The organism is Bradyrhizobium sp. SZCCHNS2022 (assembly GCF_032377575.1).
Taxonomy (GTDB): domain Bacteria; phylum Pseudomonadota; class Alphaproteobacteria; order Rhizobiales; family Xanthobacteraceae; genus Bradyrhizobium; species Bradyrhizobium aeschynomenes.
Map to the genome: position 1 here is coordinate 6,455,416 of NZ_JAUHHZ010000001.1, position 26,751 is coordinate 6,482,166.

A 26,751-nucleotide genomic window follows, 5' to 3' on the forward strand; every position below is an offset into this window, starting at 1 on the left:
ATCGAGTTCATGAACGGAGGTCAGCCCGGCGTTCGCTTGACCTCTGCAGCGGCTAAACAAATCACTCGCCCCGACTAATCTGCCGAGCGACGTCGGCAAGTTAACTGAGAACCCCAGGTGCTCATGGAGCCGCCTGGAGACGTTTTTCTGCAAGCATTGCACGCACGAACTGGTCCCACTTCGCCATTCCGGCGCGCTTCTCAGGCATGTAGTGCCAGCGGTCGTAGTTCTTGGAGCTGACATCCTGCAGCGCATGATTTTGCAGGCGATCTCTGATCTCTTTGGAAACGCCAGCTTTGCCTGCTAGCGTTTTGAAGGTGCGCCGGAGATCACGGTTCGTCGCATAGGGGATAACCCCGCGGTCCCTTTGGCGCCAAACGAAACTGTAGAGCGTGCCGTGGCTCACGGGCTTTGATGGGTCCTTTGCGGAGGGAAAGAACCAGCCGTAGCTATTCGGCTTGACCGTCTCGATCAGTTCGGCGGCGATCGATGGCACCGGGACGGCATGCGGTTGCAGATTCTTGGTTTTGGACCAATCGATGATTTTTTCAACTGCATCCCACTGATCGATATGCAGTCGGGCGATCTCTTCAACGCGCTGGCCTGTGAGCATGATGAGTTGAACGGCGCGAGGATAGGAGGGATGAACCGGCGAATCGGGGCATTCCAGCCAGCGATAGAGTTGTACGAACTCGACTTCATTGAGCCAGCGCGTGCCCTGGACCTTTGGTTCGGTCGGAATGCTCGACGCGGGGTTATAGGGGATACGAAACCGCCGAGGGGATGTGTTGCGGTAATCGTTGTCGGATTTCATCCCCCAGCTATAGGCTGCATGAATGTAGCAGCGAACGTGATCCGCCATTGAGCGGGCACCGCGCTCATAGATCGGGCGGATCAACTCGACGAGTTCTTCGGGTTCGATCTCGCGAGCGAGGCGGCCTCGCCCGATCGTATCGGCGAGCTTGTTGAGTCCCTTTTGCGTCTCTTTCCAGGACGGCTTTCCTGCGGCCTTGAGCGAGGCAACGTAGCCTTCGAATAGGTCAGCGACCGTCCCGGGCCGAGCATCAGTCGCAAGCTTAATGCTACGGCCCTTCTGGATCACCTCTGCAAAGTCGCGCTTGAAGATTTCCCGTGCCTGCGCAAGCGACATTGAGGGATAGGCGCCGAGTTTTTTCTTGGTCCGCTTTCCGTCGCGCCACTGCTGCGCCATCCAGTCTGCAGTGACCCGCTTTGGCATTGGCTTTAGAACAAGCACGAGCCGTCCGGTACCACGCCCTTCGCCGTCAGCGAAGTTTTCCTGCCTCCGGCTCAGCTCTACTCGCTTCAGTGCTTGTCGAATCGCGGCGTCGGTAAGGCTCGGCATAGCGATTGCTCATATTCGCAACTGGGATCGGGAGCGGAGAAACTGGGGTCGGCAACCGGGAGCTGAAAGCCCTCCGCCAGCCCCTCAACCGCCCCCACTTTCCCAGAGCCGCCACCTGTACGCAAGCAGAAAAACTGACGTGAATCTATGTGCTTATGTGTGATTGAGCGTGATTGAAAGCCAAGTGGTGGGATGGTTGTGCACCAGGATGATCGCGGTGGCCGACAATTCCAGCGCGCGCTTGATCACCTCGCGCGGATAGACAGGCGTGTGGTCGACGGTGCCGGTCTGCTGCACCTCGTCGGCGATCAGCTGGTTGCGCTTGTCGAGAAACAGCAGCCTGAACTGCTCCTTGTCGGCGAACGCCATGCTGGTGCGGCAATAGGTGATGACGTCCTGCCATGACGCCAGCGCGTGCTTCTGCCGCACCTCGCCCTTGGCAATGCGGTGCGCGGCCGCCGCGATCAGCTTGAGCTGCGTGACCGAGGCGTCGCCGACGCCGTCGATCTCGCGCAGCCGCGGCTCCGGCGCGTGAATGACCTCCGCGAACGATCCGAACGTCTTGAGCAATGCCTTGGCCAGCGGCTTGACGTCGCGCCGCGGCAGCGCCGGAAACAGCACCATCTCCAGGAGCTCGTAGTCGCTCAGCGCGTCGGGGCCGGCGCTGTGGAAGCGCTCGCGCAGCCGCTGGCGATGGCCGTGATAATGCGGCGTCTCGGCCGAATTGTCGGTGGGGGGAAGGTCTTTCTCCGGCATCGGGCCAGCATGCCGTGATGCAGCGTTTTTGCAACCTCGAAGTGTTCGCGTTGCACGCTCGGCAAATGCGTCAGGCCGCGCGCCCGGTCAGCACCAGGACGATGCCGAGGATCAGCGAGAAGGCGGTCGGATAGAAGGTGAGCGCAAAGCCGAAGGCGCGGCCTGCGGCGCCCCGGGCATAGCCGAGCCAGAACAACAGTCGTCCGAGGCCGAACAGGATCACGAGCGCCACCAGCAGGAGGTCCGGATACGGCAGCGTCGCCGCCAGCCCGAGATGCACCGCGACCGCGAGCACGGCCTGCTCCAGGGTATTCTGCAGGATCGCATTGCCACGCCGCACGGCCTCGCTGGCGACGGTCGTGGCGCTGCCGGCGATGTCCTGGACCGAGAAGAAGCGCAGGCGCGCGACGTTGCCGATCGCGGCGAGCAGCCAGACGATCACGAACAGATCGAGCCGCAGCGCCGTGGCCAGCCGCGCGGCCAGGGGCTGCGCCGGGCCGCTACCCTGCCACAGCGCGATGCCGATGGCGGCGACGGCGATCAGCGCGGCCGCGGCCATGCCGGTCGCCACCTGGCGCTGCTCGCGATGGAATGCTGCGTCCTCTGCCATGACGATCGGATCCTCCTGCCTGCACCGGACTACATCGATCCGTGCGATCCCGCCATGGTGCCTACACCGGAAGGCCGGCCACGAAGGCGGCGATGCGGGTCAGCACCGGCTGCTGATCTCCCGCGAACATCCAGTGATCGGCGCCGTCGAGGTCGACGAATTGCGCCTGCGGAATGTGGCTGGCGAGGTGCCGGCCGGCCCCGACCAGCACCGCGCGGTCACCGCGACGGTGCAGCACCAGGGTCGGCGCGGACACCCGTCCGAGCAGATGCCGGACATCCGTGTCCCTGAGGGCGTGGAGCAGCCCCTTGATCGCGCCGGGGCTCGATGCGGCCCGCAGCAGCCCTGCCCACCAGGCGCGGGCCTGGGGATCGCCGGCCAGGCTCGGCGCGAACGTCTCGATCCCGGCCGGGCCGCCCCATTCGGCGATCAGCTGCTGCAGCCATAGGCCGTATTGGCTCGCCTGCAGCGCATATGGATAGTCGGACGCGGCGCTGCCCTTGGCCAGCGAGGCGAACAGGATCAACCCGGCGACGCGCTCGGGATGATCGGCCGCGAACGAGATGCAGGCCGGTCCGCCTTCGGAGGCGCCGAGCAGCACCGCGCGCCGGCTGCCGGCGGCGTCGAGCACGGTCGCGATGTCCCGCGCGGTGGCCTCCACGCTCGGACTGAAGCCGACCCTGTCCGAGAGTCCGACGCCGCGGCGATCGAACAGGATCAGGCGTCCCATCGCCGCGAGCGCCGACAGCAGCGCCCGGCAGCGCGGCTCCTCCCAGATCCGTTCGACATGGGAGACGAAGCCGGGCAGCAGCAGAATGTCGGGTCGGCCGGTGCCGTAGGTCTGATACGCCAGATGAATGCCGCCGCCGCCGGCATAGCGGGTCGGCGGCGGGCGCTCGCCCTGCGCCGTCGTGCCCTGCCGCAGCAGCGCCAGCGTCTCCGCTTCGGGCGCCACGCCGAGCTCCTCGTGCAGACGCTGCGTCAACGCCTCGAGCTGGCGCTCGGCTGAGGCGCGGTCGCCCGAAAGCATCAGGCTGCGGATCAGGGCGCGGCCATAGACCTCGCTGAGCGGATCGAGCGCGACGAGGCGGTGGGCATGGGCCGCGGCCGTGGCGTGGTCGCCGGCCGCGCTCGCGTCCTGCACCACGCGCTCCAGCGCTTGCACCGCACGGCCGCGCAGGGCCTCGCGCCGGAAGAATGCCCATTCGTCGAATGGCGGGCAGTCTCCCGGCGAGAAGCCGTCGAGGAAATCACCTGAATAGAGCCGGCACGCCAGCGCAAATTCGCCGCGATCGCAGGCCGCTTCGAACAGCTTCGAATCCACCTCCAGCCCGACCGCTCCGGACCAGCGGATCGTGGTGCGGTCGACCGTGAGACAGCCATCGCCGAGCGTGAGCTGAATCCGGTGCAGCAGGCGGCGCAGCCGCGCCCGCGCGACTTCGTCGGGGCTGTCGGGCCAGAGCATCGTCGCGACGAATTCGCGCGCGACCGCGCCCTTGGCTTCGGCCAGATAGACCAGCAGCGCGACGCCCTTGCGCAGCGGCAGCGGGCACGCCTCACCGTCCCGGCGGATCTCGGGGAAGCCGAAGGTGCGGACGCTGAACTGAACCATCGTGGATGCGACCTGCAATGACCGCGTCCCAGGGGACGCTCGGGGGACGGTCCGCTGCTAGCGGTCAGGCTGATCGCGGCACAACCGGGAAACAGTCATGTTCGCACGCCTCCTCATCATGCTCTACGCCATTACGAGCTACGCCGTCTTTCTTGGGTCGTTCGTCTGGGCGGTCGGTTTCGTCGGCAATATCAACTCTCTCACCTCCAAGTCGATCGACGCGGGCGGATCCGGTTCCGTGACGGAGGCCGTCCTCGTCGATGTGCTGCTGCTCGCGCTGTTTGCGCTCCAGCACAGCGTCATGGCGCGCCCGGCGTTCAAGCGATGGTTGACGCGCTTCATCCCGAAGGCGGCCGAGCGCAGCACCTATGTGCTGTTGTCGAGCCTGATCCTGCTGCTGCTGTTCTGGCAGTGGCGGCCGATTCCGATGCCGATCTGGCGGATCGAAGGACTCGGCGCGAGCGTGCTGACCTCGATCCACTGGCTGGGCTGGCTGATCGTGCTCACCTCGACCTATCTGATCGACCATTTCGATCTGTTCGGGCTGAAGCAGGCCGCCTTTGCGCTGCGCGCGACGGAGGCGCCGGCGCAGCCGTTCAAGACGCCGCTGCTCTATCGTCTCGTCCGCCATCCGCTGATGCTCGGTTTCCTGCTCGCCTTCTGGGCCACGCCCGAGATGAGCGTCGGACATCTCATGTTCGCGGCGCTCAACACGGCCTATATCCTGGTCGGACTGCAGCTCGAGGAGCGCGATCTGGTCGCGGCATTCGGCGACACCTATCGACGCTACCGCCGGCGGGTTCCGATGCTGCTGCCCCGCCTGATCGGCGGTCGCGACATCCCGGAGCAGGAGACGGAAGCCCGGCCGTGATCGCTGTCGCGCCGGTCTGCCCGACGCGGCGCCCACGCAGACGTGAATTGGCGGGACGGACGCGATACCTATGTCAGGCTTGAATGCTGCGATGCAAAATCATCGCTCGACAGCATCGACGCATTGCCTCACTGACTTGGTATTCCCGCCCGGAGACGTTTCCGTTGACCACCATCACGTCCGATTCCGGCGACACGCTGTCGGCCTGGATCACGCTGCTGCTCGCCTTCTCCTGCGGGTTGATCGTCGCCAACATCTATTATGCGCAGCCGCTGATCGGGCCGATCAGCGCCGATCTCGGCCTGCGTCCGCAGCTCGCCGGGCTGCTGGTGACCATGAGCCAGATCGGCTACGGCGCCGGCCTGCTCCTGGTCGTCCCGCTCGGCGATCTCATCGAGAACCGCAAGCTCGTCATTGCCACCATCATCGTCGGCGCCGCCGCGCTGGCCTGCGCGTCGCTGGCAACGAGCCCGCCCACCTTCCTGCTCTCGGCGCTGCTGATCGGCTTCGGCTCGGTCGCGGTGCAGATCCTGATCCCCTATGCCGGGCACATGGCGCCGGAGGCGATCCGCGGCCGCACCGTCGGCAACGTCACCACCGGCCTGATGCTCGGCATCATGCTGGCGCGGCCGGTCGCGAGCTTCGTCGCCGCGCATGCTTCCTGGCACGTGATCTATGCCGCATCGGCCGCGGCCATGGTGACCCTCGCCATCGTGCTCCGCGTCGCGCTGCCGCCGCGCGAGCCGGAGGCGCGGCTGAGCTATGGGCAGCTGCTCGGCTCCATGGTGCAGCTCTATCGCGAGACGCCGGCCCTGCGCCGTCGCGCGTTGTACCAGGCCGCGCTGTTCGGCTGCTTCAGCGTGTTCTGGACCACCGTGCCGCTGCTGCTGGCAGGCACTGATTTCCGAATGTCGCAGACCGGAATCGCCCTGTTCGCGCTGGCGGGCGTCGCCGGCGCGATCATGGCGCCGGTGGCCGGCCGCATCGCCGACCGCGGCTGGACGAAGCCCGCCACGGTCGCGGCGATGCTGCTATGTGCCATCGGCTTCGCGGCGACACTGCTGGCGCCGCTCGGGACCAGCTGGTCGTTGGCGATGCTGGTCGTGGCCGCCATCGCGATCGATTGCGGCGCGCAGCTCAGCCTCATCCTCGGCTATCGCGTGCTGTTCGTGCTCGGCGCCGGCCAGCGCAGCCGGCTCAACGGGCTCTACATGACGACGTTCTTCGTGGCCGGCGCCGCCGGCTCGGGCATCGGCGCCTTCGCCTATGCGCATGGCGGCTGGACGCTCGCGGCCGCGCTCGGCACGGCGCTGCCGCTGGCCGCGCTCGCTTATCTGTTCACCGAACAGGACTGATCAGAACGGGCTGCGCTTCAGCCCGGGCACCAGTGCGGCGAGCCGGTCCTTGATCCACGGCACCGGCGGCAGCCTGCCGGTGGGCATCTCGACCGGCGTGGCCGGCTTGCGGCTCACCGCCAGGGTCAAGGTCGCGAGATAGTGGTCGCGCTCTTCCTTGACAGCGCAATGCGCGCGGTGATCGGGATCGGCCTCGGTGGCGACGCGGTCATTGGCGTTGATGACGAGCCGCTGCTTCGGCCGTCCCGTGTAGTCGGGCACGTTGGTGTAGATGAACTCGTTCAAGGCCTCCGGGAAGAAGGTCTGCCCGGTCAGCACCGTTGCGTCGTCGACGAACACCCTGAAATGAACATGGGTGGCGCGTCCGGCATACCAGCCGGGATAGATCGTCCTGAAGCCGGCCCAGCCTGAGGTGTCGGCCATCTGCGTGCCGCGCAGGAACGTCTTGCCGGTCTGGTCGACCTTGTGCGTGTCGCTCTGGCCGGAAAACCCCGAATAGACGCCGCGCGCGTCGCAGTGCCAAATGTCGACCCGTGCGCCAGCGATCGGCGTGCAGGCGCCGGCCTCGATCACGCGCAGTCGCAGCGCCAGCGGAACGCCGGGTCGGCCCTCGGCGATGTCGGCGCGCACCAGTCCGGGGTCGAGATAGTAAGGACCGGATTCGGATTGCGGCGTCAGGATGCAGGCGTCGTCTGCGCCCGCCGAAGGCGGGACGGACTCCGATGCCGCACGTGCGGACGGAGCGAGCAGCGCGGCACCCGTGGAGACGAGGCCGAGGAAGCCGCGGCGGGTTGGGTTCGCCAAGAGCGCCTCCGATTGATGTCGATGCGGCCATCGAACCATCGGTGCATGGCAACAATCGGACCGCTCCGACGCGCAGCGCCTCTGCCGGAACCCGCGCTGAGCGGCTGGCCGTTGCGGCGCTCCGGCGGCTGTGCAATCGTCAGTTGTTTTCAGCACGCGCTCATTCAAGGGAGGCAACAGATGCGATTGGCATGTTTGACCCTCGTTGCGACCCTCGTCGCATTGATGGCCGTCGACGGCGGCCCGGCCTTGCTCGCCGCGCAGCCCGGCACCATTCCGCTCACCAAGCTCGAGGTGTCCGGCACCTTCAAGAAGGGATCCGACAAGACGGCCGAGGATCTCAGCGGCATCGCCTGCCTGGCGCCGCAGCAGGGCAAGCGCAGCTGCCTTGTGATCAACGACGAGAACCGGACGGCGCAGCGCGCCGCCCTCGACAACGACGGGATCGCGGTGGGCGCCCTCGTCGGGCTGATCGGCAAGGAGCCGAACCCGAAGACACTCGGGGCTGCGCCGGAGGCGACCTGCAAGGAAAAGGATGATTTCGATGATCTCGACGGTGAGGGCGTGGCCTATGCGGAGCCTTATTTCTACGTGATCGGCTCGCACGGCTGCTCGCGCAAGAAGGACAAGTTCCGGCTGTCGTCCTTCATCCTCGCGCGCGTGAATTCCGATCCGGCGGCATCGGGCGAAGCGGAGACGACCTACCGGGTGTCCGATCTGCTGCGGCGCGCGGCGCCGGTCAGTGAGTTCTTCGGCAAGGATCTCGAATCCGAGAAGGGACTGAACATCGAGGGCATCGCCGCACAAGGCGACCGGCTGTGGTTCGGCCTGCGCGCGCCGGTGATCGGCGATAACGCCTATCTCGTGCCGGCGACGGTCTCCGACCTGTTCGCAGCGGGGCATGAGCGGAGTGCCGCGAAGCCTGAGGCGCTGCCGGTCAAGCTCGACGGACGTGGCGTGCGCGATCTGGCGGCGCTGCCCGACGGCCGGCTGCTGGTGCTCGCCGGCGCGCCGCACGGACCGGAGGTCCCGTTCAAGCTGTTCGTCGTCCAGCCTGGGAGCGGCGCGTCGGAGGAATTGGGCACGCTCGCGGCCGTCGAGCAAACGATCGACGGGAAGCGGGTCGTCGGCAAGGCCGAGGCGCTTGGCGTGCTCGAGGCCAGCGCTGACCGCATCACGTTCGTCGTTCTGTTTGATTCGCTGCCCAACGGTGCTCCGCATCGCGGCGCCGTCGATCTGCCGAAGGCCAAGCGAAACTGAGATGCGCAACGGTCAAGATGAAGATGCGTTTCGGCGGAAACGCATCATGATCTTGTCTCTTGGTTTGAACATGATCTTTTCGGAAAACCGGTTTCCACTTTTCCGGATCATGCTCTAGGATCGAAGTGACGCGCCGACCTCGGCGCGTTCACGCGTCCCTGCGAACTCACACCTGCGTCAGCGGCTTCTCGCCATGGCGCTCCGACAGCGTGAAGATCTCGACGCCGTCATTGGTGACGCCGACCGAATGCTCGAACTGCGCCGACAGCGAGCGGTCGCGCGTCACGGCGGTCCAGCCGTCGGACAGGATCTTCACATGCGGCTTGCCGAGATTGATCATCGGCTCGATCGTGAAGAACATGCCGGGCTTGAGCAGCACGCCCTCGCCGGGGCGACCGACATGGATGATGTTCGGCTCGTCGTGGAACAGCCGTCCAAGCCCATGGCCGCAGAAATCGCGCACCACGCTCATGCCCTGCGGCTCGACGAAGCTCTGGATGGCGTGGCCGATGTCACCGGTGGTGGCGCCGGGCTTCACCGCGGCGATGCCGCGCATCATCGATTCGTAGGTGACCTCGATCAGCCGCTCGGCCTTCCGCGAGATTGGGCCGATCGCATACATGCGGCTGGAATCGCCGTACCAGCCGTCGACGATGAAGGTCACGTCGACATTGATGATGTCGCCTTCCTTCAGCGGCCGGTCGTTCGGCATGCCGTGGCAGACGACATGGTTGATCGACGTGCAGGTCGAGTAGCGATAGCCGCGATACATCAGCGTCGCCGGATAGGCGCCGTGGCTGAAGGCGAAGTCGCGCACGACATCGTCGATTCGCGAGGTCGGCACGCCCGGCTTGACGATGTCGGTCAGTGCATCGAGGCACTTCGACACCAGCGCGCCGGCCTTGCGCATGCCGGCAAAGCCGCTCGCGCCGTGCAGCTTGATCTGGCCGTTCTTGCGCGCAGCAGTGTCGGTCGCTTCGATATAGCTCATGGGCCTGTTTCGTTCTCGAACATGTCGTGGGGTGATCGCCTAATTTAATGATCGCGACGGCCGGTGCAAGCCGGCTCTGAATGTGCGGTCCATCATGGTCTCGGCACGTCAGTTCCGCCAGGAATCTGCGAACGTTTCGAGGTTGTGTTGCGACACACCCTGTAGGTGCATTTGCAAGTCCATGGTTGGTTGGTGAGGAGACCGCGCAGATGTACAGGCATGGCAGCATCATACCGGTTTTTGCGGGAGATCTGCGACGAAGCGCCCAGCAGTCCCGACCACGTTCTCGTCATGATTGTGGGGCAGATTTCGCCCAAAGGTTGTTCAATTCCCAGCATCATTTCATCTGCAATCCACCCAGTCTCTGCGAGGGCGCGTTTTGAGCGCCTGCAGGACCGCTGCAGCCATTTTGCAATTGGGAGTTTCCAATGTCGCGACGTGCCGTCGAGCTCGACATTCTGCCGGTTCCCTCCCTTGCGGCCGACATGGCCGAAGTGGTCGCGGGCAAGACCCGCATTCTCATCGTCAGTGAAACACGCTTCTTTCGCGAGGCGCTCGGCGCAAGGCTGGGACAGAACGACCGCCTCGACGTGATCGACACGGTCGATCACCGCGGCGCCCTCAGCCTGGTCGGGTCGAGTCGCCCGGATCTGGTGCTGCTCGACATCGGCGAATGGCACAGTCTCGACCGGGCCACCACGCTGCTGCGTCAGCAGCCCGATCTGGAGATCCTCGCCATCGGCGTTCCGGAGATCGCAGCGCCCGCGCTGTCTGCGATCGGCCGCGGCATCGCCGGCTGCGTGCCGCGCGACGGCTCGATCGATGATGTCATCGCGCAGGTCGACCGGCTGACCTCGGGCCGCACCGAGCAGGTTGCCAGCGAGCAGATCTCGATCGTGGCCGAGCCGGAGGAGCAACCCAACCGCCCTCAGCCCACGCCCGCGGTGAAGTCGCGGCTCGGCGAGCTGACGCCGCGCGAATGCGAGATCCTGCAGATGATCGAGGTCGGCTTGTCCAACAAGGAGATCGCGCGCAATCTCAGGATCGAGGTCGGCACGGTCAAGAACCACGTGCACAACATCCTCGAGAAGCTCAACGTGCGCCGGCGCAACCAGGCCGCTCACCGTCTGCGGGCGCATCACCAGCGCTGAAGCCGGAGCGTCGTTCCCGGTCTCCGCCGGGCCGACGGCCTGCTGCGTCTTGCCTGGTCCGAACAAGCATCGAAACGACATCCGCCGGCGTTGCCGCCGGCGGAGTCCTGCTTGCGGTGGCCGCGCTCGTCAGACCAGTCCTGCGTTGCGCATCTGCAGGAAGCTCTGCAGCAGCGCCGGATGGATCATCTGGGCCGGCTGCAGATAGGCGTTGGCGAACGGCGATCCCTGGTACGGCACGCCGAAGCTCATGGTGCCGCCGAGCGGAGGCGCCGCCGAGGCGGTCGCCATGTTGCCGCTCTGTGCCGCGGTGCCGAGCCCGGCGACGCGCTGCAGATCCGGCACGCCGACGCCCTCGCGCGTCGGGTCGCCGAGATAGCGCACGCCGGCGCTGGCGAGCAGCGAGAACAGCTGCGAGACGCGCTGCTCGTTGCGGGCCTTCGCGGCGTCGCGGAACACCGGATGATGGGCGAGCAGCAGCGCACCCATGCCGGTGATGTGCGGCGTCGCCATCGAGGTGCCGTCCCAGGCCGCATAGCCGCCGCCGGGCACGGTCGAGACGATGGCAACGCCCGGACCCGCGACGCCGATCTGCGGGCCGAAGCAGGTGAAGCGCGGCGAGAACATCGCGCCGGCGACCATGTTGGGCACGACCGTGCGGGCGTGATAGCTGTCGTCGGGAAACTCGCCGAGCTTGCCGATCGCCGACACCGTGAGAACGGACGGCTGGTTGCCCGGGAACTGCACCGGGCCGCTGGCATTGCCGGCCGCGACGATGCAGGCGACGCCGTTCTGCCGCGCTTCGATCAGCTTGTGCGCGACCAGCTCGGACGCCTCGCTGCTGCCGAGGCTCATGTTGACGACGTCGATGCCGCTGGCGATGCACTGGTCGAGCGCATCGATCAGGTCGCTGAAGCGGCCGCCCGGGAACACCTTCAGGGCGTGTACTTCCGCCATCGGCGCAAAGCCGCGCACGGCCTTCAATTGGCCTGAGGTCGCCGCGGTGATGATGCCGGCACAATGCGTGCCGTGCGACATTGTATCCCTGGCCCAGCTCGCGCCGTCCTTGTTGTTGGTGAAGTCCATGCCGCGCGTGACGTGGGTCAGCTGCGGATGGCCGCTGTCGCAGCCGGAGTCGATGATCGCGACCTTGACGCCCTGTCCAGTCAGCGACGGATCGAGCTGATCGAGCTTCATCAACTGCTGACCCCAGCCGACATAGGGCGATCCGGGGAAGCCCTGGAAGGTCGCGCTGAACGGCTGCAGCTGCAGCGTGTTGATGCCGTCGGACAGCGCCGGGCGCTCGAACATGCGGTCCCAGTAGTTCGCGGAAGGCTTGACGTAGATCGCCTGGATCGTCTCCAGCGGCCCGCCGAACACGGTCACCGTGACTTCGCCCCTGTCATCGGTCACGCCCTGGCCGGGGAAGCCGAGCCCATAGACGTAGACCGTCGCCTTCGGCAGCGGCTGTCCGCTGGTGCCGACGACGCGCAGCCGCACGTCGATGCCGATGCCTGGCGACATCGTCATGGCATTGTTGAAGGCCATCGACAGATCATCGGCGTGACGTAGCAGCGCATCGTGCTCGACGATGACGTTGGGCGGCGCGCTGGCCCGCAGCGCCGCGCCGCGCGCCGGATCCATCTCCGCCACGACGATCTCCGGCATGCCGCCACCGCCGCCTCCGGCCGAGAACGCGCCGAAGCCGCTCGGCTTGACCTGCTTGATGATCTGGACATCCGGCATGTTGTTGAGGGTCGTCGCGATCGCATCGACGGCCATCGGCTGCACGCCCGGAAGCGGGCGCGCCGCGACCAGGAAGCGGGACCGTCTCGCCTTCACCGTGGGCTCCACCGTCGGCGCAGCCGCGTCGGTCCTGTTCGGCGCCGCATTGCCGCGGCCGTTCGAGCCCTTACCCTGGCCCGCGGAATTGTCGCTCGCATTGTTGTCGGCCATAGCGTCTCTCTCCTTGGATCTCTGTCGCTTGGTGGATCGGCGCATGGCGTTGACCGGTCAGAACGGACTGAGCTTGGCGTTCCGCTCGATGATCAGCGCCGTGCCGAAGCGGGATTTGAGTTGTTCGGCGTCTTGCAACGGCAGGTTCACGACGAGGTGCGGCTGGTCGGGACGGCCGCCTCTCGAAACGACCGAGGCGCCGCTGATGCCTTTCAGCGCGTCCTCGAACGCGGTCAGCTGGGATGTGTCGGATGCGCTGCGTCCGGCGACGATGAACTCGTCGCTGGATCCGTTCGTGGCAAAATTGTCCGTCATGATGGTCGTCCTCACTGTCTTCCGTGTTTCCCCCGGACGACTATCGAGCCGCCCGGGGGACACTTGCAACGGGACACTTGCAACGTCTGAGTGCAGCCTTGCGCCGGTCGATATGGGCTCAGTGATAGGTCACGCCCTGGTAGGGATAGATCGGGACGTTGGCCCAGCCGTTCTGAACCAGCTGCGGGCTGGCGTCGAACGGCAGGATCGATCCGAGGATGCCGCCCGCGGTGCTGCCAATGGTCCGGCCGAGGTTGCGGTTGCCGAGCGCCTTGCCGACGAAGCCGCCGCCGAGGCCGCCGAGCGTGCTGCCGAGGAAGCCGCCGAGGACTCCCTGCGGGGCGAACTCAGGGGCCGCTTCGAACGGCAGCACGCTCTGGCCGGGCTGGCTCATGACGCCGCCGAGGGTGGGGCCGAAACTCCGATTGCCGAAGCAGTTGGTGATGGCGCCACCGTACGGTGAACCGGTCTGGCCGAGCAGGTTGCCGAGATAGCCCTGCGGGACGAACTGCGGCGCGGCTTCGAACGGCAGGAAGCGCTGGGCAAGCTGTCCGGCGACGCCGCCGATCTGATTGCCGAGGCCCTGATGGCCGAACGCACCGCCGATGGCGCCGCCGAGCGGAGCCCCGACCTGGCCGAGCAGGTTGCCGAAGAAGCCCTGCGGGGCGAATTCCGGTGCGGCTTCGAACGGCAGGAAGCGCTGGGCAAGCTGTCCGGCGACGCCGCCGATCTGATTGCCGAGGCCTTGATGGCCGAACGCACCGCCGATGGCGCCGCCGAGCGGAGCCCCGACCTGGCCGAGCAGGTTGCCGAAGAAGCCCTGCGGGGCGAATTGCGGCGCGGCCTCGAACGGCAGGAAGCGCTGGGCGAGCTGGCCGGCGACGCCGCCGACGGTATTGCCGAGGCCCCGATGACCGAACGCGCCGCCGATGGCGCCACCGAGCGGAGCCCCGACCTGGCCGAGCAGGTTGCCGAAGAAGCCCTGCGGGGCGAACTCCGGCGCAGCCTCGAACGGCAGGAAGCGCTGGGCGAGCTGTCCGGCGACGCCGCCGATGGTGTTGCCGAGGCCCTGGTTGCCGAAGGCCTGACCGATGGCGCCACCGAGCGGAGCCCCGACCTGGCCGAGCAGGTTGCCGAAGAAGCCCTGCGGCGCGAATTGCGGCGCGGCCTCGAACGGCAGGAAGCGCTGGGCGAGCTGGCCGGCGACGCCGCCGATCTGATTGCCGAGGCCCTGATGGCCGAACGCGCCACCGATGGCGCCGCCGATCGGCGCCCCGACCTGGCCGAGCAGGTTGCCGAAGAAGCCCTGCGGCGCGAACTGCGGCGCGGCCTCGAACGGCAGGAAGCGCTGGGCGAGCTGTCCGGCGACGCCGCCGATCTGATTGCCGAGGCCCTGGTGGCCGAACGCCTGACCGATGGCGCCGCCGATCGGTGCGCCGACCTGGCCGAGCAGGTTGCCGAAGAAGCCCTGCGGCGCGAACTGCGGCGCGGCCTCGAACGGCAGGAAGCGCTGCGCGAGCTGTCCGGCGACGCCGCCGATGGTGTTGCCGAGGCCCTGGTGGCCGAACGCCTGACCGATGGCGCCGCCGATCGGCGCGCCGACCTGGCCGAGCAGGTTGCCGAAGAAGCCCTGCGGCGCGAATTGCGGCGCGGCCTCGAACGGCAGGAAGCGCTGCGCAAGCTGGCCGGCGACACCGCCGATGGTGTTGCCGAGGCCCTGATTGCCGAAGGCTCCGCCGATCATGCCGCCCAGCGGCGCGCCATATTGGCCGAGCAGATTGCCGACGAAACCCTGCGGTGCCAGCTGCTGGGCAGCAAGCAGGCCGTAAGGCACCGTCGACTGGAGTGCACCGTTCACTTGTTGTCCGTCCATGGTCTTCCTCCTCGGTCGCAGATCGATTCAAATTGCTTGCGATCGCGATCCGCCGCGCGACAACGACGGGATCGCTGAGCACGCCGACGATAGAAAGGGCAGGACAGGGGGTGAATGGACCATGTGGTACACGCGGAGGCACAGGGCCATCACGTCGATACCGTGCACATGGAGTGAAGGCGCTGTGCACCTTCACTCTCGCGTGAACTATGAACTACTTCATATTTGCCGATGCATGCGTCGATGCGACGCATGGCGTTTGGATCAGGTCGGCACTTCGACCGTCGTCTCCACCGGCAGCGCGCCGCCGCGCACGCGCAGCTCGCGCACCGGATAGGGCACGCGAATGCCTTCGCGCTTGAAGGCGTCCCATAGCGACAGCATCACTTCGCTCTTGACGCTGTCCATGTAGCTGGGATCGGCGATCCAGCATGTCAGCGAGAACTTCATGCCGGCCTCGGTGAATTCGGTGAGCAGGCAGCTCGGCGACTTGGACTTCAGCGTGCGCGGCGTCTCGTTGGCGATCTCGATCGCGAGCTTGCAGACGAGGCGCGGATCGGCGTCGTAATTGGTGCCGAAGTTCACTTTCACCAGCGTGTTCTTGTCGGTGTAGGTCCAGTTCGTCACCTTCTGCGTGACGAGATCCTCGTTCGGGATCAGGAACTCGCGGCCGTCACCGGCAGCAACGGAGATGTAGCGCGTGTTCATCGCGCTGATGCGCCCCGAGCTGTCGCCGATGGTGACGAGGTCGCCCGGCTTCACCGACTTGTCGGCCAGCAGGATGATGCCGGCGACGAAATTGGCGACGATGCGCTGCAGGCCCAAACCGATGCCGACGCCGGCGGCGCCGGAGAAGATCGCGAGCGCCGACAAATTGATGCCGACCGCGCTGATTGCAATGGCGATGCCGAAGATCATCAGGCCCATGCGGACCATCTTGATCAGCAGCACCTGGATCGACGGCGTCAGGTCGGTCGAGCGCGTGATCCGGCTCTCGACGAAATTGCTGGCGATGTTGGTCAGCCACAGCACGCTGAGCAGCAGCACGCCCAGCTTGATCACCAGCAGCGGCGTCAGCCTGAGGCCGCCGAGCACGACCGAGAAGGAATCGAGCGCGTCGACGACGTTGTCGAGCTGGCCGATGATGCTGAGCGCCGCGACCAGCCAGGCGGAGATCGACACGATCTGTACGATGAAGGTGCTGCGGATCACCGAGGTGATCAGGCGGATGACGAGCCAAGCCAGCGCGAGCTTGAGCGCGACGGCGAGCAGGTAGCTTCGGCTCGGCCAGGTCCACAGCACCATGCCGGTGCGCGCGATTCGCATCAGGATGACGAACACCACGGTGGTGACGCTCTCCAGCAGCACCCGCAGCAGCTGTCGCAGCGGACCCGGCCAGCCCATTGCCAGCGACGTCACGTCGATGCGCGCGCGCACCGCGGCGCTCGCCGCAAAGGCGATGCCGGCGCCGCTCAGCACCAGGCCGAGCTGCAGATAGAACCAGGGCGAGGTGACCTCGGCGCCGATCGAGCGGGCAACGGTCTGCAGGAATTCGAGAACGTCTTTGAGATCGAGGTCCATCAGCGGGGTCTCGGCGAGGAACAGCGGCGCGGGTCGGCCAGATCGGCGGGATTTAGTTCGTTTTCGTTACAGGCGATTGCCGCGAAATATACCCCGAACACGGGCAAGGATGGAAAAATGGGCATATCGCCGCGATATGAGCAAATCCGGTTGGCGTGCAAGTGTGGCGACGATAAGGATGTAAAAGTCGGATCCATCAACGTTTTTTCATGACATCCCTCGACGCCGTCAGCATTGCCATCCTCCTTGGCGCGGTCCTGGTCATGGCCGGGATCCTGTCCAGCCTGCTGGCGCTGCGCTTCGGTGCGCCGCTGCTGCTGGTGTTCCTGGTCATCGGCATGCTGGCAGGCGATTCCGGTCCTGGTCATATCGAATTTCAGGACGTCCGTACCACTTATCTGGTGGGATCGGTCGCCTTGGCGCTGATTCTGTTCGACGGCGGCCTGCGCACGCGCTTCCAGAGCATCCGCACCGTGCTGGCGCCCTCGATGGTGCTCGCGACCGTCGGCGTGCTGATGACCGCGTTCATCACCGCGCCGGTGGCGAAATATGCGCTCGACCTCGGCTGGACCGAGGCGATGCTGGTCGGCGCCGTCATCGCCTCGACCGATGCGGCGGCGGTGTTCCTGCTGGTGCATGCGCAGGGACTGCGCCTGCGGCCGCGCGTCGGCGCCACGCTGGAGGCGGAGTCCGGCAGCAACGATCCGTTCGCGGTGTTCCTCACCCTGATGCTGGTCGAGCTGATCTCCGTCGGTCACGGCAGCATCGGGCATTTCGTGTTCGAGCTGGTGCGCGAGGCCGTGCTCGGCACGCTGTTCGGCATCGTCGGCGGCCGTTTGGTCGTGATCGGCCTCAACAAGGTCGCGCTGCCCCAGGGCCTGCACGCGCCGTTCGTGACCACGGCGGCGCTGGTCATCTTCGGCATGGCGCAGATTGCCCATGGCTCCGGCTTCCTCGCCGTCTATCTCGCCGGCCTCATCGTCGGGAACCGGCCGACGCGGGCGCACAATTCGGTCGTTACCTTCCTCGATGCCGCCACCTGGCTCGCCCAGATCGTGATGTTCGTGCTGCTCGGATTGCTGGTGTCACCGCAGCGGCTGCTCGACAGCCTGCTGCCTGCGATAGCCGTGGCGCTGGTGCTGATGCTGGTCGCACGCCCCGTGGCGGTGTTCCTCTGCCTCCGCCCGTTTCGCTTCAACTGGCGGGAAAAGGCGTTCATCGCCTGGACCGGCCTGCGCGGCGCGGTCGCGATCTTCCTCGCCTCGATTCCGATGCTGGTCGGCCTGTCCAACGCCTATCTGTATTTCGACGTCGCCTTCGTCGTCGTGATCATCTCGCTGCTGGCGCAGGGCTGGACGCTTGGCGTCGCCGCGCGCAAGCTGCATGTCGCGCTGCCGCGCACCGATCGCGGCCCGCGCCGCATCGAGCTCGATCTTCCCGGTCAGCTCGAACAGCAGCTGGTCGGCTATGCGATCCGCTCCAAGAGCCTGTATTATCGCCGCGGCTTGATCCCGTCCTGGTCCAAGCCGACGCTGGTGATCCGCAACGAGCAGATCCTGTCGCCCGGCGAGGCCGAGCCGATCGCGCCGGGGGACTATCTCTATCTGCTCGCGCCGCCGGAGAAGGCCGAGTCGCTCGACCGCTTCTTCGTCGACATGCCGCCGTCCGCCGCGCCCGACCCGCATCTGCTCGGCGACTTCATGGTCTCGGCCGAGCACACGCTCGACGAGGTCGCCGGCATCTACGGCGTCAAGCTCGGCGAGGGCGAGGACAAGCTGACGCTGGCGGACTATTTCGACATCCACCTCGACAACGCGCCGAAGGAAGGCGCCACCGTCGCGCTCGACACCATCGTGCTGGTGGCCCGCTCGATCTCCGGCGGCCGCGTCAATGTCGTCGGCCTGCGCCTGCCCGAGGATGAGGACGAACAGCCGGTGCTGACGCGCAAGGAGCAGGTGCGGCGCAAGCTCGCCGATGTCTGGTCGTCGGTGGTGGGGGTGTGAGTCTCACTCCGTCGGCAGGATCGCGACCGAGATCGCAGCTTCCGGCGCACCGCTGATCTGCAGCGCGACAGGCTGCGCGCCAAGATCGTATTTGACCGTCTTCCGGATGCCGTCGCAATCGGTGGCACCGCTGAACGCGATCGGCCTGAGGACCTTGCCGTCCTGCACGACATCGATCCAGGCTGCGGCCGACAGGCTCACCGTGTAGATGCCCGCCTTGGGGGCGGTCCTCGTCCGTATAAAGCCGGCGAAGCTGCCTTCCTTCGGCGCGCGTTCCGGCGCGGCCGGCAGCTTGGCATCGGGGAACGGACGCAGGGACAGCGAAATGCCTTGGGCAGGCAATCCGGCAAGGTCTGCGCCCGAGTCGAGCTTCTGGCGGTCAGTCGCGGTGAGCGCGGCGCGCTCGCGGGTGATGTCCCATTTGAACTTGTCGCAGCCGCTTGGTTCGGCGGCGCGGGCAGCGCTGCTGGTGACCAGGCCGAGGAGGAGGGCAGTTGCCATGGGACGACGCGGGATCATGACGGACTCGCAATTGGCCGCGCAGCGCAGGCGGCATCAGATCTTTGTGTGGAAAGGGGGACCGTCATCCCGTTCGATCGCCGCGCTTGCGGCGTCGGCGATGCATCCTAGCGGATGATCGCGCAGCAGCGAACAGCAAAGCCGTCACACGTCGCGTGTCTGGTTCCGGCGCATCAGTGCTTGGCATCCGGCGCGTGCAGCACGGCGCGGCAACTCGGCGGCAGCTGCGCCATGGTGATCGGCTGCGGTGGCTTGGGCGGCTCCTTCGGCGGCGGCGGATGCAGCACCGCGTCCGAGAACCAGTAGTCGAGGTCGCCGCAGCCGTCGCCGCCCTCCTGGTCGGACTGGCCATGGCAATCGGGATTGCCGGGCGGGCACACCATGCGGATGTGGAAGTGATAGTCGTGGCCCCACCACGGCCTCACCTTCGTGAGCCAGCTGCGGTCGCCTTTGGCGTCACGGCACAACGCCTTCTTGATTGCGGCGTTGACGAAGATGCGTTGCACCGAACGCTCTTGCGCGGCGGCGCGGATCACGGCGACGTGCCCCTTCGTGAACACCCGCGGATCGATGTCGAGCCGGTCCTGGCGCACCATCATCACCGCCGACATTTCCTCGCGCTCGTTGCGCGACAACCGGTGCTCCGGCATCGGCGTCAGCCAGATGTCGGCGTCGAGCCCGATCTGGTGGCTGGCATGGCCGCTCAGCGCCGGGCCGCCGCGCGGCTGGCCGATGTCGCCGACCAGAATGCCGGGCCAGCCGGCATCCTTGTGTGCGCGCACGGCCAGGCGCTTGAGCAGTGCGATCATGTTCGGGTGGCCGAAATTGCGGTTGCGCGACAGCCGCATCACCTGCCAGCCTTCGCCATTGATCGGCATCCGCTCGGCACCGGCGATGCAGCCGCGATTATAGGTGCCGAGCACCTTGGTCGGCTGTGCCGAGGGCAGCAGCCTGCGCGCGAACAGCTCCTTGGCCGGCGTCTCCGGATCGTCGGGTCGGACCAGCGGCGGCAGGGCTTTCGGCTCGACGCTGCCCTTGTCCTGGGCATGGACCGGCGCCGTGGCGGCGATCGCGGCCGCACTCATGACGGTCATCAGAATCAGGCGGGCGTGCATGGCGCCAGTCTAGCGGCTGTCGGCGGGCAGGGAAGGGCGCCAAAGGCGGGCCTGTTAACGGTTGCGTAACCCTGCCGGCGGATTGGCGGAACCGCCCGAACATGGCTCAATTGCCCGCTTTGGTTCGGTAATTGAACGATGCGCGGACGTCGATTGCACGGAATGCGCGCAGTATCTCGCGGCTGCCAACGAGACGGACTTACCTCCGGTTGTGGTGAAATTTTTGATTGACCATGTTCAGAGCCAGCGGCTCCCGCATTTGGCGAGTGCGTGCTCTTGTTCGCGCAATCGATGATAGTGGTCTCCTGCACCAAGATACCATTTTTTCAGACCCTTGGCCGAAAACTGTCGACAATGAGGAGAGTGAGGCACGCGATGCGGCCTGTTCGGCCAACCAAGCCCAAGAAGCAGAACCGCGTGCGGTCCGCCCGCGGTTCTTTCCGCCCGGTCAAGCCAAGCCCGAAACTGGGGCGGCACAACCTGCGGGAGACTGCCGCCAGCGACGAGATCGCGAGCACCCGCGCCGAGGCGGAAGCCGCCATTGCGGAGGCGAAGAAGGCGCATGACCGCCTGATCGAGGCCATCGACCTTCTCCCCGAAGGAATCGTGTTCCTCGACTCCGCCGGCCGCTACATCCTGTGGAACAAGAAATATGCCGAGATCTATAACCGCAGCTCCGACCTGTTCCAGTCCGGTGCGCGCCTGCAGGACACGATTCGGGTCGGCGTAGCGCGCGGCGACTATCCGGAAGCGGCGGGACGCGAGGAGGAATGGATCGCCGAGCGGCTGGAGAAGCTGTTTCAGCCGAGCGGACGCCACGAGCAGAAATTGTCGGACGGCCGTACCATCCTGATCGAGGAGCGCCTTACGAGCGACGGCGGCATCGTCGGCCTGCGCGTCGACATCACCGAATTGAAGCAGCGCGAGGAATCGTTCCGCCTGCTGTTCGACGGCAATCCGGTGCCGATGATCGTCTGCGCCCGGGACGACGGGCGCGTGCTCGGCGTCAACGCTGCCGCCATTCAGCACTATGGCTACAGCCGCACCGCTTTCGAGCGGCTCAGCATCCGCAACCTGCAGGCCTATGAGAGCGAGACGCCCTGGAGCGAGGAGCAGTCGATCGAGGAGAAGGCGGCGCGCACCTGGAAGCATGTCCGGGCCGACGGCACGCTGATCGACCTCGCGATCTATCTGCGCCATCTCGTCCACAACGACCAGCCGGCCGTGCTGCTGGCGCTGATGGACATCACCGAGCGCAAGCGCGCCGAAGCGCGGCTCGCCTTCCTCGCGCAGCACGACGCGCTGACCGGCCTGCCGAGCCGCAACCTGCTGCGTCAGCAGATCGACGACAAGCTGATCCAGATGCGGCGCGGCTCGGAGAAGATGGCCGTGCTCGTGCTCGGCCTCGACAACTTCAAATCGATCAACGACACCTTGGGCCATGGCGTCGGCGACCGGTTGCTGCGCGGCGTGGGGAAGCGGCTGCGCTCGATCCTGCGCCAGGAGGACATCGTCGCGCGATTGAACTCGGACGAGTTCGCGATCGTGCAGGGCGGATTGGCGCGCCCCGAGGAGGCTGCGCAGCTGTGCCGGCGCCTGCTGCAGGCGATCGCCGATCCCTATCTGATCGACGGCAGCTCGGTGACGATCGGCGCGACGATCGGCATTGCGATGGCGCCGAACGACGGCGACGACGCCGAGAAGCTGCTCAAGAACGCCGACATGGCGCTGTCTCGCGCCAAGACCGAGACGCGCGGCTCGTTCAGCTATTTCGAGTCGGGGATGGATGCGCGCGCGCAGAGCCGGCGCAAGATCGAGACCGAGTTGCGCGCCGCGATCCAGCGCGACGTGTTGCAGCCGCATTATCAGCCGCTGATCGATCTCGTGACCGGGCGCATCACCGGCTTCGAGGCGCTGGTGCGCTGGCCGCATCCGGAACGCGGCATGATCCCGCCGTCCGAGTTCATTCCGATCGCCGAGGAGACCGGCCTGATCTCGGGGCTCGGCCGCTCGATGCTGCGCCAGGCCTGCAGCGATGCCGCGAAATGGCCGGACGAGGTCTGTGTCGCCGTCAACATGTCGCCGCTGCAATTCCGCGTCGGCAACGTGCTGTCGCTGGTGATGGATGCGCTCAAGCAGTCCGGCCTGCCGGCGAGACGACTCGAGCTCGAGATCACCGAGACGCTGGTGCTGGAGAAGAGCGGACAGGTGCTGGCGACCCTGCATGCGCTGCGCGCGCTCGGCGTGCGGATCTCGATGGACGATTTCGGCACCGGCTATTCCAGCCTGAGCTATCTGCGCAGCTTCCCGTTCGACAAGATCAAGGTCGACCAGTCGTTCATCCGCGATCTCGCCGCCAACCGCGAGGCCCAGGCGATCGTCCGCTCGATCGTCAGTCTCGGCAAGGGCCTCGGCGTCACCATCACCGCGGAGGGCGTGGAGACGGAGGCGGAGCTGCGCTGCCTGCGCGCCGAAGGCTGCCACGAGGCGCAGGGCTATCTGTTCAGCCGTCCCCGGCCCAACGTCGAGATCGTCGGCCTGCTGCAGGCGCAGCGGGATGCCGCGGACGGGACATCGTCGGGCAAGGCGATGGTGGCTTGAGGCGCGGGAGGCTGCGGAGAGCCCCGGTGGGGAGAGGTGGAGATCGCGGCTGGCGGCTCACTTCGACCGATGCGCGTCACTCTTGTGCTCTGAACCGCGCGCGATAGGCCGCAGGCGACGTGCCGACGCTGCGCCGGAACGCGACGCGGAAGGTTTCGAGCGACTGGTAGCCGCATTGCGCCGAGACGTCCGCGAGCGGCAGGGTCGCGCCTTCCAGCAGCTCGCGCGCCCGCGCCATGCGCTCCCGCTGCAGCCACGCTGCAGGGCCTGATCCCGTGCTCTCGTTGAAGCGCCGCAGGAAGGTGCGTTCGCTCATCCGGGCACGCTTGGCCATCGCGCTGATCGCGATCGGCTGCGACAGCCGGGCGCGAGCCCAGTCCATCACCTCTCCGATCGTGCGTCCAGGGCGCGCCTGGATCGGTGCGGCAACATATTGCGCCTGGCCGCCGTCGCGATGCGGCGGCATCACCAGGCGCCGGGCCACGCTGTTGGCGACCTTGCTGCCGAAGTCGCGGCGGACGAGATGCAGGCAGGCGTCGATGCCGGCAGCGCTGCCGGCCGAGGTGATGACATTGCCCTCGTCGACATAGAGCGTGTCCTCCTCGACGGAGATGTCCGGATACAGCCGCTTCAGGTCGGGGATGTGCCGCCAATGCGTGGTGGCGCGCCTGCCCTCCAGCAGGCCGGCTGCGGCCAGGACGAATACGCCGGAGCAGATCGACAGGCAGCGCGCGCCGCGTGCGGACGCTTGCGCGATCGCCCGCAGCAACCGCTCCGGCGGACGCTCGTTGCGATCGCGCCAGCCCGGTACGATGATGGTCCTGGCGTTCTTCAGACGCGCGAGCGGCGCGTCGGCCTCCACCACGATGCCCCCGATCGCGCGCGACCGCCGACCCTCGGCGGCGACCACCTTGAACTGATACCACGAGAAGTCGAACTCCGGCCGCGGCAATCCGAACACCTCGACGGCGATGCCGAACTCGAAGGTGCACAGCCCGTCATAGGCGATGACGGCGACCAGGCCCGGATCAGGGTGATGGTTGTTGGCGGGATGTCGCGGCATTGGCGGAAACTTACCGGACTTTGTCGGATCCGTCACTTGGGTCGCCCGACGTCAAGCGCCAGACTGGACTTGCTCACGCAGTGTCGCAGGAGAGAGACGCAATGACGACCCATGTCACCGAAGTGCCCGCAGCTCCGTCAGCGCAGGCGCTCGCCCATTTCGAGGCGATGCTGAGCTTCGAGACCGATTGCTGGGACGTGCACGAGAGCCTGAGCGCCGACGCGGACTTCATCCTGGTGGACGTCCGCGGCCCGGCGTCCTTCGCCAAGGGGCATATTGCCGGCGCCATCAACATTCCCCACCGGACCATGACCGCCGAGCGGATGGCTGCGTATCCGACGGACACGGTCTTCGTGGTCTACTGCGCCGGCCCACATTGCAACGGCGCCAACCGCGCCGCCATCCGCCTCGCGCAGCTCGGCTTGCCGGTGAAGATGATGATCGGCGGCATCACCGGTTGGCTCGACGAAGGCTTTGCGCTGACGGGGGGCGATTGAAGCGAAGCTGAAATGAGAGCCCAGCTCTCACGTCATCCATCACCAGCGTCGTCCCGGCGAACGCCGGGATCCATACGCCGTGCCGCCTGTGGTCAAGCAAGCTGCAGCTCCAGCTTGCCCCAACTCCGGCTTCGGTGGCTATGGGTCCCGGCTCAAGGCCGGGACGACACCGAGTTTGGGGCGGGCACTGTTGGCTCTCACTACGCCGCCTGCCTCAGTCCGGCCAGGAACGTATCGACGCTCTTGAACAGCTCACCTGCGTGCTTGCCGAGGTCGCGGGTCGCGGTCATGACGTGTTCGGCGAGCGCGCGCGACTGCTCGGCGGCGTCGCTGGCGCCGACGACGTTCTGCGACACCTCGGTGGTGCCCGAAGCTGCCTGCTGGACGCTGCGCGCGATCTCGCGCGTCGCCGAGTCCTGCTGCTCGACGGCGGCTGCGATGGTCGCAGCAATGCCGCTGATCTCCTGGATGGTGCCGCTGATGTCGCCGATGGCGGTGACGCAGTCGGACGTCGCCGCCTGGATCGAGCTGACCTGGCCGGCGATCTCTTCCGTCGCCTTGGCGGTCTGCCCGGCCAGCTCCTTGACCTCGGCGGCGACCACGGCGAAGCCGCGGCCGGCCTCGCCGGCGCGTGCCGCCTCGATCGTGGCATTGAGGGCGAGCAGATTGGTCTGGCTGGCGATCGCATCGATCAGGCGCAGCACGTCGCCGATCTTCTCGGCGGCGGCCGCGAGGCTGCCGACCATCTCGGTGGTCTGCCGCGCCTTGATGACGGCTCCGTCGGCGACCTTGCTGGAATGCGCGACCTGGCGGCCGATCTCGGTCACCGACGAGGCGAGCTCCTCGGAGGCGGCCGCGACCGTCGACACGCCGCTCGAGGCTTCCTCGGAGGCGGCCGCCGCGGCGGCGGTTCGCTGCGAGGTGCCGTTGACGCTGACGGTGATCTCCTGGACCACGCGCTCCATGTCCTGCGTGGCCCTGGCCACGGACGAGACGACGCCCTTGACGTCGGCCTCGAAGCGGTCGGCCATCTGCCGCTGCAGCACCTGCTTGTCGTGCTCGGCCTGAAGCTGCGTCGCCTCCTGCGCCGCGCGCAGGCTGCTCGTCTCGATCATGTTGCGGCGGAAGACGTCGACCGCCTGGGCCATGGTGCCGAGCTCGTCCTTGCGTTGGCCGCCCGGGATCGAAACCTCGGTATCGCCGCTCGACAGGCGGTGCATCACGGCGGTGATCGCGACCAGCGGGCGCGAGATGCCGCGGGCGACCAGCAGCGCGACGATCACCGCGAGCAGCAGGATCACGACCGTGCCGATGATCAGCTGCTGCTGCGCGCTGGCGGCGGCGGCCTGGTAGGCGGTGGTGTCCTCGATCACCTCGAGCACGGCGATCGGGTCGCCAGCGTAGTTCTTGATCTGGCCGGCATAGACGGCGGCGGGCCTGCCGGCCAGCGTGGCATCGCGCAGCAGCGGCGCGCCCTTGAACACCGCGAGCACCTCGTCCGGGGAGGCGACGGTCTCGTCGCCGAACGTCGAGGACAGCCGCTTCGGCTGACCGTCGGCGATCCAGTAGACGGCGAGATCGATGCCGAAGCGCCGCTTGGCGCGCTCGACGAACTCCTTGCCGAAGGCAGCGCCGACATCGACGGTCGCGATCACCTTGCCGTCGCGCACGATCGGCGTCATGCCGAAGATGCCGAGCGACAGCCGGCTCTGCTCGACGCCGGCGATCTGTTTGCCGGTCTGGTTGGCCTGCACCACGGTGATGCGGCGCTTGGAAGTGTCGTCGCCGAACACCTTCGGCTCGTGCACGCGATAGAAATTGGTGGCCGGCGGCGCCCACACGTTCACCAGGGGAATGCCTTGTGCCTTCAGCAGCGGCATGGCGCCGCCCAGCAGGCCGCCGAGCGCCTCGCGGTCGCCCTTGAGATAGGCGTCGGCGATCGGCGGCAGCGCCGCGAGCGTCGAGCTCACCGCCAGCGCCGCGCGGCCCTCGTAATCGATGCCGGCCGACACGCTGTCGAACTGCAGCTTGAGCTGCTGCTCCAGCGCAAGGCGGGTCAGCGCGCGTTGCTGGATGACGGAGAAGGTCCCGAGCACGGCGCAGGCGATGGCGACGGTGAGCGAGAGCGCGATGATGAGGCGGGCGGAGATCGATCGGAGGCGGGACATCGGGGCATTCCTTGCTTTGCAGCAAGGGTCCCAGATTACCATTAAGGAAGAGATACCGTAATTGTACGGGAATGCTGATTCAGCCGAGTGCGCGCGCCGCTCAGTCTCGCGGTCGATCTCAAGCCTATCGCCTTGGACGATCGATGTGTTGCGCTGATCTACTTCCACATCGTCATGGCCGGGCTTGTCCCGGCCATCCACGTCGTTCGGTACGCTGAGCACCGCGTGGATGCCCGGGACAAGCCCGGGCATAACGGAGCACCTAGTTGGCAGGATGGCTCGTCGCG

21 protein-coding genes are annotated in these 26,751 nt (G+C 66.8%); 7 read left to right on the forward strand and 14 right to left on the reverse strand.

The genetic code is table 11. The features are described from left to right. Nucleotides 1-121: 121 nt before the first annotated feature. The 4 genes from QXZ94_RS28845 to QXZ94_RS28860 form a co-directional block, all read right to left on the reverse strand. Nucleotides 122-1,363 (reverse strand): tyrosine-type recombinase/integrase, encoded by a 1,242-nt coding sequence (locus QXZ94_RS28845; RefSeq protein WP_315724128.1) that lies wholly within the window; start codon nucleotides 1,361-1,363, stop codon nucleotides 122-124. 153 nt (nucleotides 1,364-1,516) lie between these two features. Then, nucleotides 1,517-2,119, reverse strand: coding sequence for a RadC family protein (locus QXZ94_RS28850; protein WP_315724130.1), 603 nt, complete (start codon nucleotides 2,117-2,119; stop codon nucleotides 1,517-1,519). 70 nt (nucleotides 2,120-2,189) lie between these two features. After that, complete coding sequence (locus QXZ94_RS28855) at nucleotides 2,190-2,729, reverse strand: MAPEG family protein (protein ID WP_315724132.1); 540 nt, start codon at nucleotides 2,727-2,729, stop codon at nucleotides 2,190-2,192. Between the two features lie 61 nt (nucleotides 2,730-2,790). Then, on the reverse strand, nucleotides 2,791-4,341 hold the full coding sequence (locus QXZ94_RS28860) for an alpha/beta fold hydrolase (protein WP_315724134.1): 1,551 nt from the start codon (nucleotides 4,339-4,341) through the stop codon (nucleotides 2,791-2,793). A 97-nt stretch (nucleotides 4,342-4,438) separates the two neighbouring features. Here QXZ94_RS28860 and mddA point away from each other — a divergent pair, with 97 nt between their 5' ends. Continuing rightward, on the forward strand, nucleotides 4,439-5,212 hold the full coding sequence (gene mddA / locus QXZ94_RS28865) for a methanethiol S-methyltransferase (protein ID WP_315724136.1): 774 nt from the start codon (nucleotides 4,439-4,441) through the stop codon (nucleotides 5,210-5,212). Between the two features lie 164 nt (nucleotides 5,213-5,376). Beyond that, nucleotides 5,377-6,567: an MFS transporter gene (locus tag QXZ94_RS28870; RefSeq protein ID WP_315724138.1), complete on the forward strand. Its 1,191-nt coding sequence runs from the start codon at nucleotides 5,377-5,379 to the stop codon at nucleotides 6,565-6,567. On the opposite strand, the gene QXZ94_RS28875 is transcribed toward QXZ94_RS28870, so the two are convergent. Beyond that, nucleotides 6,568-7,371 (reverse strand): intradiol ring-cleavage dioxygenase, encoded by an 804-nt coding sequence (locus tag QXZ94_RS28875; RefSeq protein WP_315724140.1) that lies wholly within the window; start codon nucleotides 7,369-7,371, stop codon nucleotides 6,568-6,570. A 180-nt stretch (nucleotides 7,372-7,551) separates the two neighbouring features. Here QXZ94_RS28875 and QXZ94_RS28880 point away from each other — a divergent pair, with 180 nt between their 5' ends. After that, nucleotides 7,552-8,631, forward strand: coding sequence for a DUF3616 domain-containing protein (locus QXZ94_RS28880; RefSeq protein ID WP_315724142.1), 1,080 nt, complete (start codon nucleotides 7,552-7,554; stop codon nucleotides 8,629-8,631). A gap of 166 nt (nucleotides 8,632-8,797) precedes the next feature. On the opposite strand, the gene map is transcribed toward QXZ94_RS28880, so the two are convergent. Then, on the reverse strand, nucleotides 8,798-9,622 hold the full coding sequence (map, locus tag QXZ94_RS28885; protein WP_172111692.1) for a type I methionyl aminopeptidase: 825 nt from the start codon (nucleotides 9,620-9,622) through the stop codon (nucleotides 8,798-8,800). A 428-nt stretch (nucleotides 9,623-10,050) separates the two neighbouring features. Here map and QXZ94_RS28890 point away from each other — a divergent pair, with 428 nt between their 5' ends. Continuing rightward, nucleotides 10,051-10,773 (forward strand): response regulator transcription factor, encoded by a 723-nt coding sequence (locus tag QXZ94_RS28890; protein WP_315724144.1) that lies wholly within the window; start codon nucleotides 10,051-10,053, stop codon nucleotides 10,771-10,773. Nucleotides 10,774-10,902: 129 nt separating this feature from the next. Here QXZ94_RS28890 and QXZ94_RS28895 read toward each other — a convergent pair whose 3' ends face one another. The 4 genes from QXZ94_RS28895 to QXZ94_RS28910 all read right to left on the reverse strand — a co-directional run bounded on the left by QXZ94_RS28895 (nucleotide 10,903) and on the right by QXZ94_RS28910 (nucleotide 16,498). Continuing rightward, the gene (locus QXZ94_RS28895) at nucleotides 10,903-12,729 is read right to left on the reverse strand and encodes a S8 family serine peptidase (RefSeq protein ID WP_315724146.1); all 1,827 of its coding nucleotides are present in this window, start codon (nucleotides 12,727-12,729) and stop codon (nucleotides 10,903-10,905) included. Between the two features lie 57 nt (nucleotides 12,730-12,786). Next, nucleotides 12,787-13,044, reverse strand: a complete 258-nt coding sequence (locus QXZ94_RS28900; protein ID WP_172111689.1) for a hypothetical protein — start codon at nucleotides 13,042-13,044, stop codon at nucleotides 12,787-12,789. A 118-nt stretch (nucleotides 13,045-13,162) separates the two neighbouring features. Further along, complete coding sequence (locus QXZ94_RS28905; protein WP_315724149.1) at nucleotides 13,163-14,917, reverse strand: hypothetical protein; 1,755 nt, start codon at nucleotides 14,915-14,917, stop codon at nucleotides 13,163-13,165. 264 nt (nucleotides 14,918-15,181) lie between these two features. After that, entirely contained in the window at nucleotides 15,182-16,498 is a 1,317-nt protein-coding gene (locus QXZ94_RS28910; RefSeq protein ID WP_315724151.1) for a mechanosensitive ion channel family protein, read from the reverse strand. A 209-nt stretch (nucleotides 16,499-16,707) separates the two neighbouring features. Here QXZ94_RS28910 and QXZ94_RS28915 point away from each other — a divergent pair, with 209 nt between their 5' ends. Further along, nucleotides 16,708-18,501 (forward strand): potassium/proton antiporter, encoded by a 1,794-nt coding sequence (locus QXZ94_RS28915; protein ID WP_315724153.1) that lies wholly within the window; start codon nucleotides 16,708-16,710, stop codon nucleotides 18,499-18,501. 3 nt (nucleotides 18,502-18,504) lie between these two features. On the opposite strand, the gene QXZ94_RS28920 is transcribed toward QXZ94_RS28915, so the two are convergent. Beyond that, nucleotides 18,505-19,002, reverse strand: coding sequence for a hypothetical protein (locus tag QXZ94_RS28920; protein ID WP_409998569.1), 498 nt, complete (start codon nucleotides 19,000-19,002; stop codon nucleotides 18,505-18,507). Nucleotides 19,003-19,193: 191 nt separating this feature from the next. Further along, the gene (mepA, locus tag QXZ94_RS28925; RefSeq protein ID WP_315724158.1) at nucleotides 19,194-20,135 is read right to left on the reverse strand and encodes a penicillin-insensitive murein endopeptidase; all 942 of its coding nucleotides are present in this window, start codon (nucleotides 20,133-20,135) and stop codon (nucleotides 19,194-19,196) included. 375 nt (nucleotides 20,136-20,510) lie between these two features. Here mepA and QXZ94_RS28930 point away from each other — a divergent pair, with 375 nt between their 5' ends. Continuing rightward, nucleotides 20,511-22,736 carry a putative bifunctional diguanylate cyclase/phosphodiesterase gene (locus QXZ94_RS28930; protein WP_315724160.1) on the forward strand — a complete coding sequence of 742 codons (2,226 nt, stop codon included), beginning with the start codon at nucleotides 20,511-20,513 and terminating at the stop codon, nucleotides 22,734-22,736. A 76-nt stretch (nucleotides 22,737-22,812) separates the two neighbouring features. Here QXZ94_RS28930 and ftrA read toward each other — a convergent pair whose 3' ends face one another. After that, nucleotides 22,813-23,799 carry a transcriptional regulator FtrA gene (ftrA, locus tag QXZ94_RS28935; RefSeq protein WP_315724162.1) on the reverse strand — a complete coding sequence of 329 codons (987 nt, stop codon included), beginning with the start codon at nucleotides 23,797-23,799 and terminating at the stop codon, nucleotides 22,813-22,815. 101 nt (nucleotides 23,800-23,900) lie between these two features. Between ftrA and QXZ94_RS28940 the strand changes: the two genes are divergently transcribed. Next, nucleotides 23,901-24,296: a rhodanese-like domain-containing protein gene (locus tag QXZ94_RS28940; RefSeq protein ID WP_315724164.1), complete on the forward strand. Its 396-nt coding sequence runs from the start codon at nucleotides 23,901-23,903 to the stop codon at nucleotides 24,294-24,296. A 200-nt stretch (nucleotides 24,297-24,496) separates the two neighbouring features. On the opposite strand, the gene QXZ94_RS28945 is transcribed toward QXZ94_RS28940, so the two are convergent. After that, nucleotides 24,497-26,464 carry a methyl-accepting chemotaxis protein gene (locus tag QXZ94_RS28945; protein WP_315724166.1) on the reverse strand — a complete coding sequence of 656 codons (1,968 nt, stop codon included), beginning with the start codon at nucleotides 26,462-26,464 and terminating at the stop codon, nucleotides 24,497-24,499. Nucleotides 26,465-26,751 lie beyond the last annotated feature (287 nt).

What these genes read in the sequence shown, in the direction of transcription:
- QXZ94_RS28845 (WP_315724128.1), bottom strand. Translation starts at nt 1,363, where the DNA reads ATGCCGAGCCTTACCGACGCCGCGATTCGACAAGCACTGAAGCGAGTA.
- QXZ94_RS28880 (WP_315724142.1), top strand. Translation starts at nt 7,552, where the DNA reads ATGCGATTGGCATGTTTGACCCTCGTTGCGACCCTCGTCGCATTGATG.
- QXZ94_RS28905 (WP_315724149.1), bottom strand. Translation starts at nt 14,917, where the DNA reads ATGGACGGACAACAAGTGAACGGTGCACTCCAGTCGACGGTGCCTTAC.
- QXZ94_RS28890 (WP_315724144.1), top strand. Translation starts at nt 10,051, where the DNA reads ATGTCGCGACGTGCCGTCGAGCTCGACATTCTGCCGGTTCCCTCCCTT.
- QXZ94_RS28920 (WP_409998569.1), bottom strand. Translation starts at nt 19,002, where the DNA reads ATGGCAACTGCCCTCCTCCTCGGCCTGGTCACCAGCAGCGCTGCCCGC.
- QXZ94_RS28915 (WP_315724153.1), top strand. Translation starts at nt 16,708, where the DNA reads ATGACATCCCTCGACGCCGTCAGCATTGCCATCCTCCTTGGCGCGGTC.
- QXZ94_RS28910 (WP_315724151.1), bottom strand. Translation starts at nt 16,498, where the DNA reads ATGGACCTCGATCTCAAAGACGTTCTCGAATTCCTGCAGACCGTTGCC.
- QXZ94_RS28895 (WP_315724146.1), bottom strand. Translation starts at nt 12,729, where the DNA reads ATGGCCGACAACAATGCGAGCGACAATTCCGCGGGCCAGGGTAAGGGC.
- ftrA (WP_315724162.1), bottom strand. Translation starts at nt 23,799, where the DNA reads ATGCCGCGACATCCCGCCAACAACCATCACCCTGATCCGGGCCTGGTC.
- QXZ94_RS28900 (WP_172111689.1), bottom strand. Translation starts at nt 13,044, where the DNA reads ATGACGGACAATTTTGCCACGAACGGATCCAGCGACGAGTTCATCGTC.
- mepA (WP_315724158.1), bottom strand. Translation starts at nt 20,135, where the DNA reads ATGCACGCCCGCCTGATTCTGATGACCGTCATGAGTGCGGCCGCGATC.
- QXZ94_RS28945 (WP_315724166.1), bottom strand. Translation starts at nt 26,464, where the DNA reads ATGTCCCGCCTCCGATCGATCTCCGCCCGCCTCATCATCGCGCTCTCG.
- QXZ94_RS28855 (WP_315724132.1), bottom strand. Translation starts at nt 2,729, where the DNA reads ATGGCAGAGGACGCAGCATTCCATCGCGAGCAGCGCCAGGTGGCGACC.
- map (WP_172111692.1), bottom strand. Translation starts at nt 9,622, where the DNA reads ATGAGCTATATCGAAGCGACCGACACTGCTGCGCGCAAGAACGGCCAG.
- QXZ94_RS28850 (WP_315724130.1), bottom strand. Translation starts at nt 2,119, where the DNA reads ATGCCGGAGAAAGACCTTCCCCCCACCGACAATTCGGCCGAGACGCCG.
- QXZ94_RS28940 (WP_315724164.1), top strand. Translation starts at nt 23,901, where the DNA reads ATGACGACCCATGTCACCGAAGTGCCCGCAGCTCCGTCAGCGCAGGCG.
- QXZ94_RS28860 (WP_315724134.1), bottom strand. Translation starts at nt 4,341, where the DNA reads ATGGTTCAGTTCAGCGTCCGCACCTTCGGCTTCCCCGAGATCCGCCGG.
- QXZ94_RS28930 (WP_315724160.1), top strand. Translation starts at nt 20,511, where the DNA reads ATGCGGCCTGTTCGGCCAACCAAGCCCAAGAAGCAGAACCGCGTGCGG.
- mddA (WP_315724136.1), top strand. Translation starts at nt 4,439, where the DNA reads ATGTTCGCACGCCTCCTCATCATGCTCTACGCCATTACGAGCTACGCC.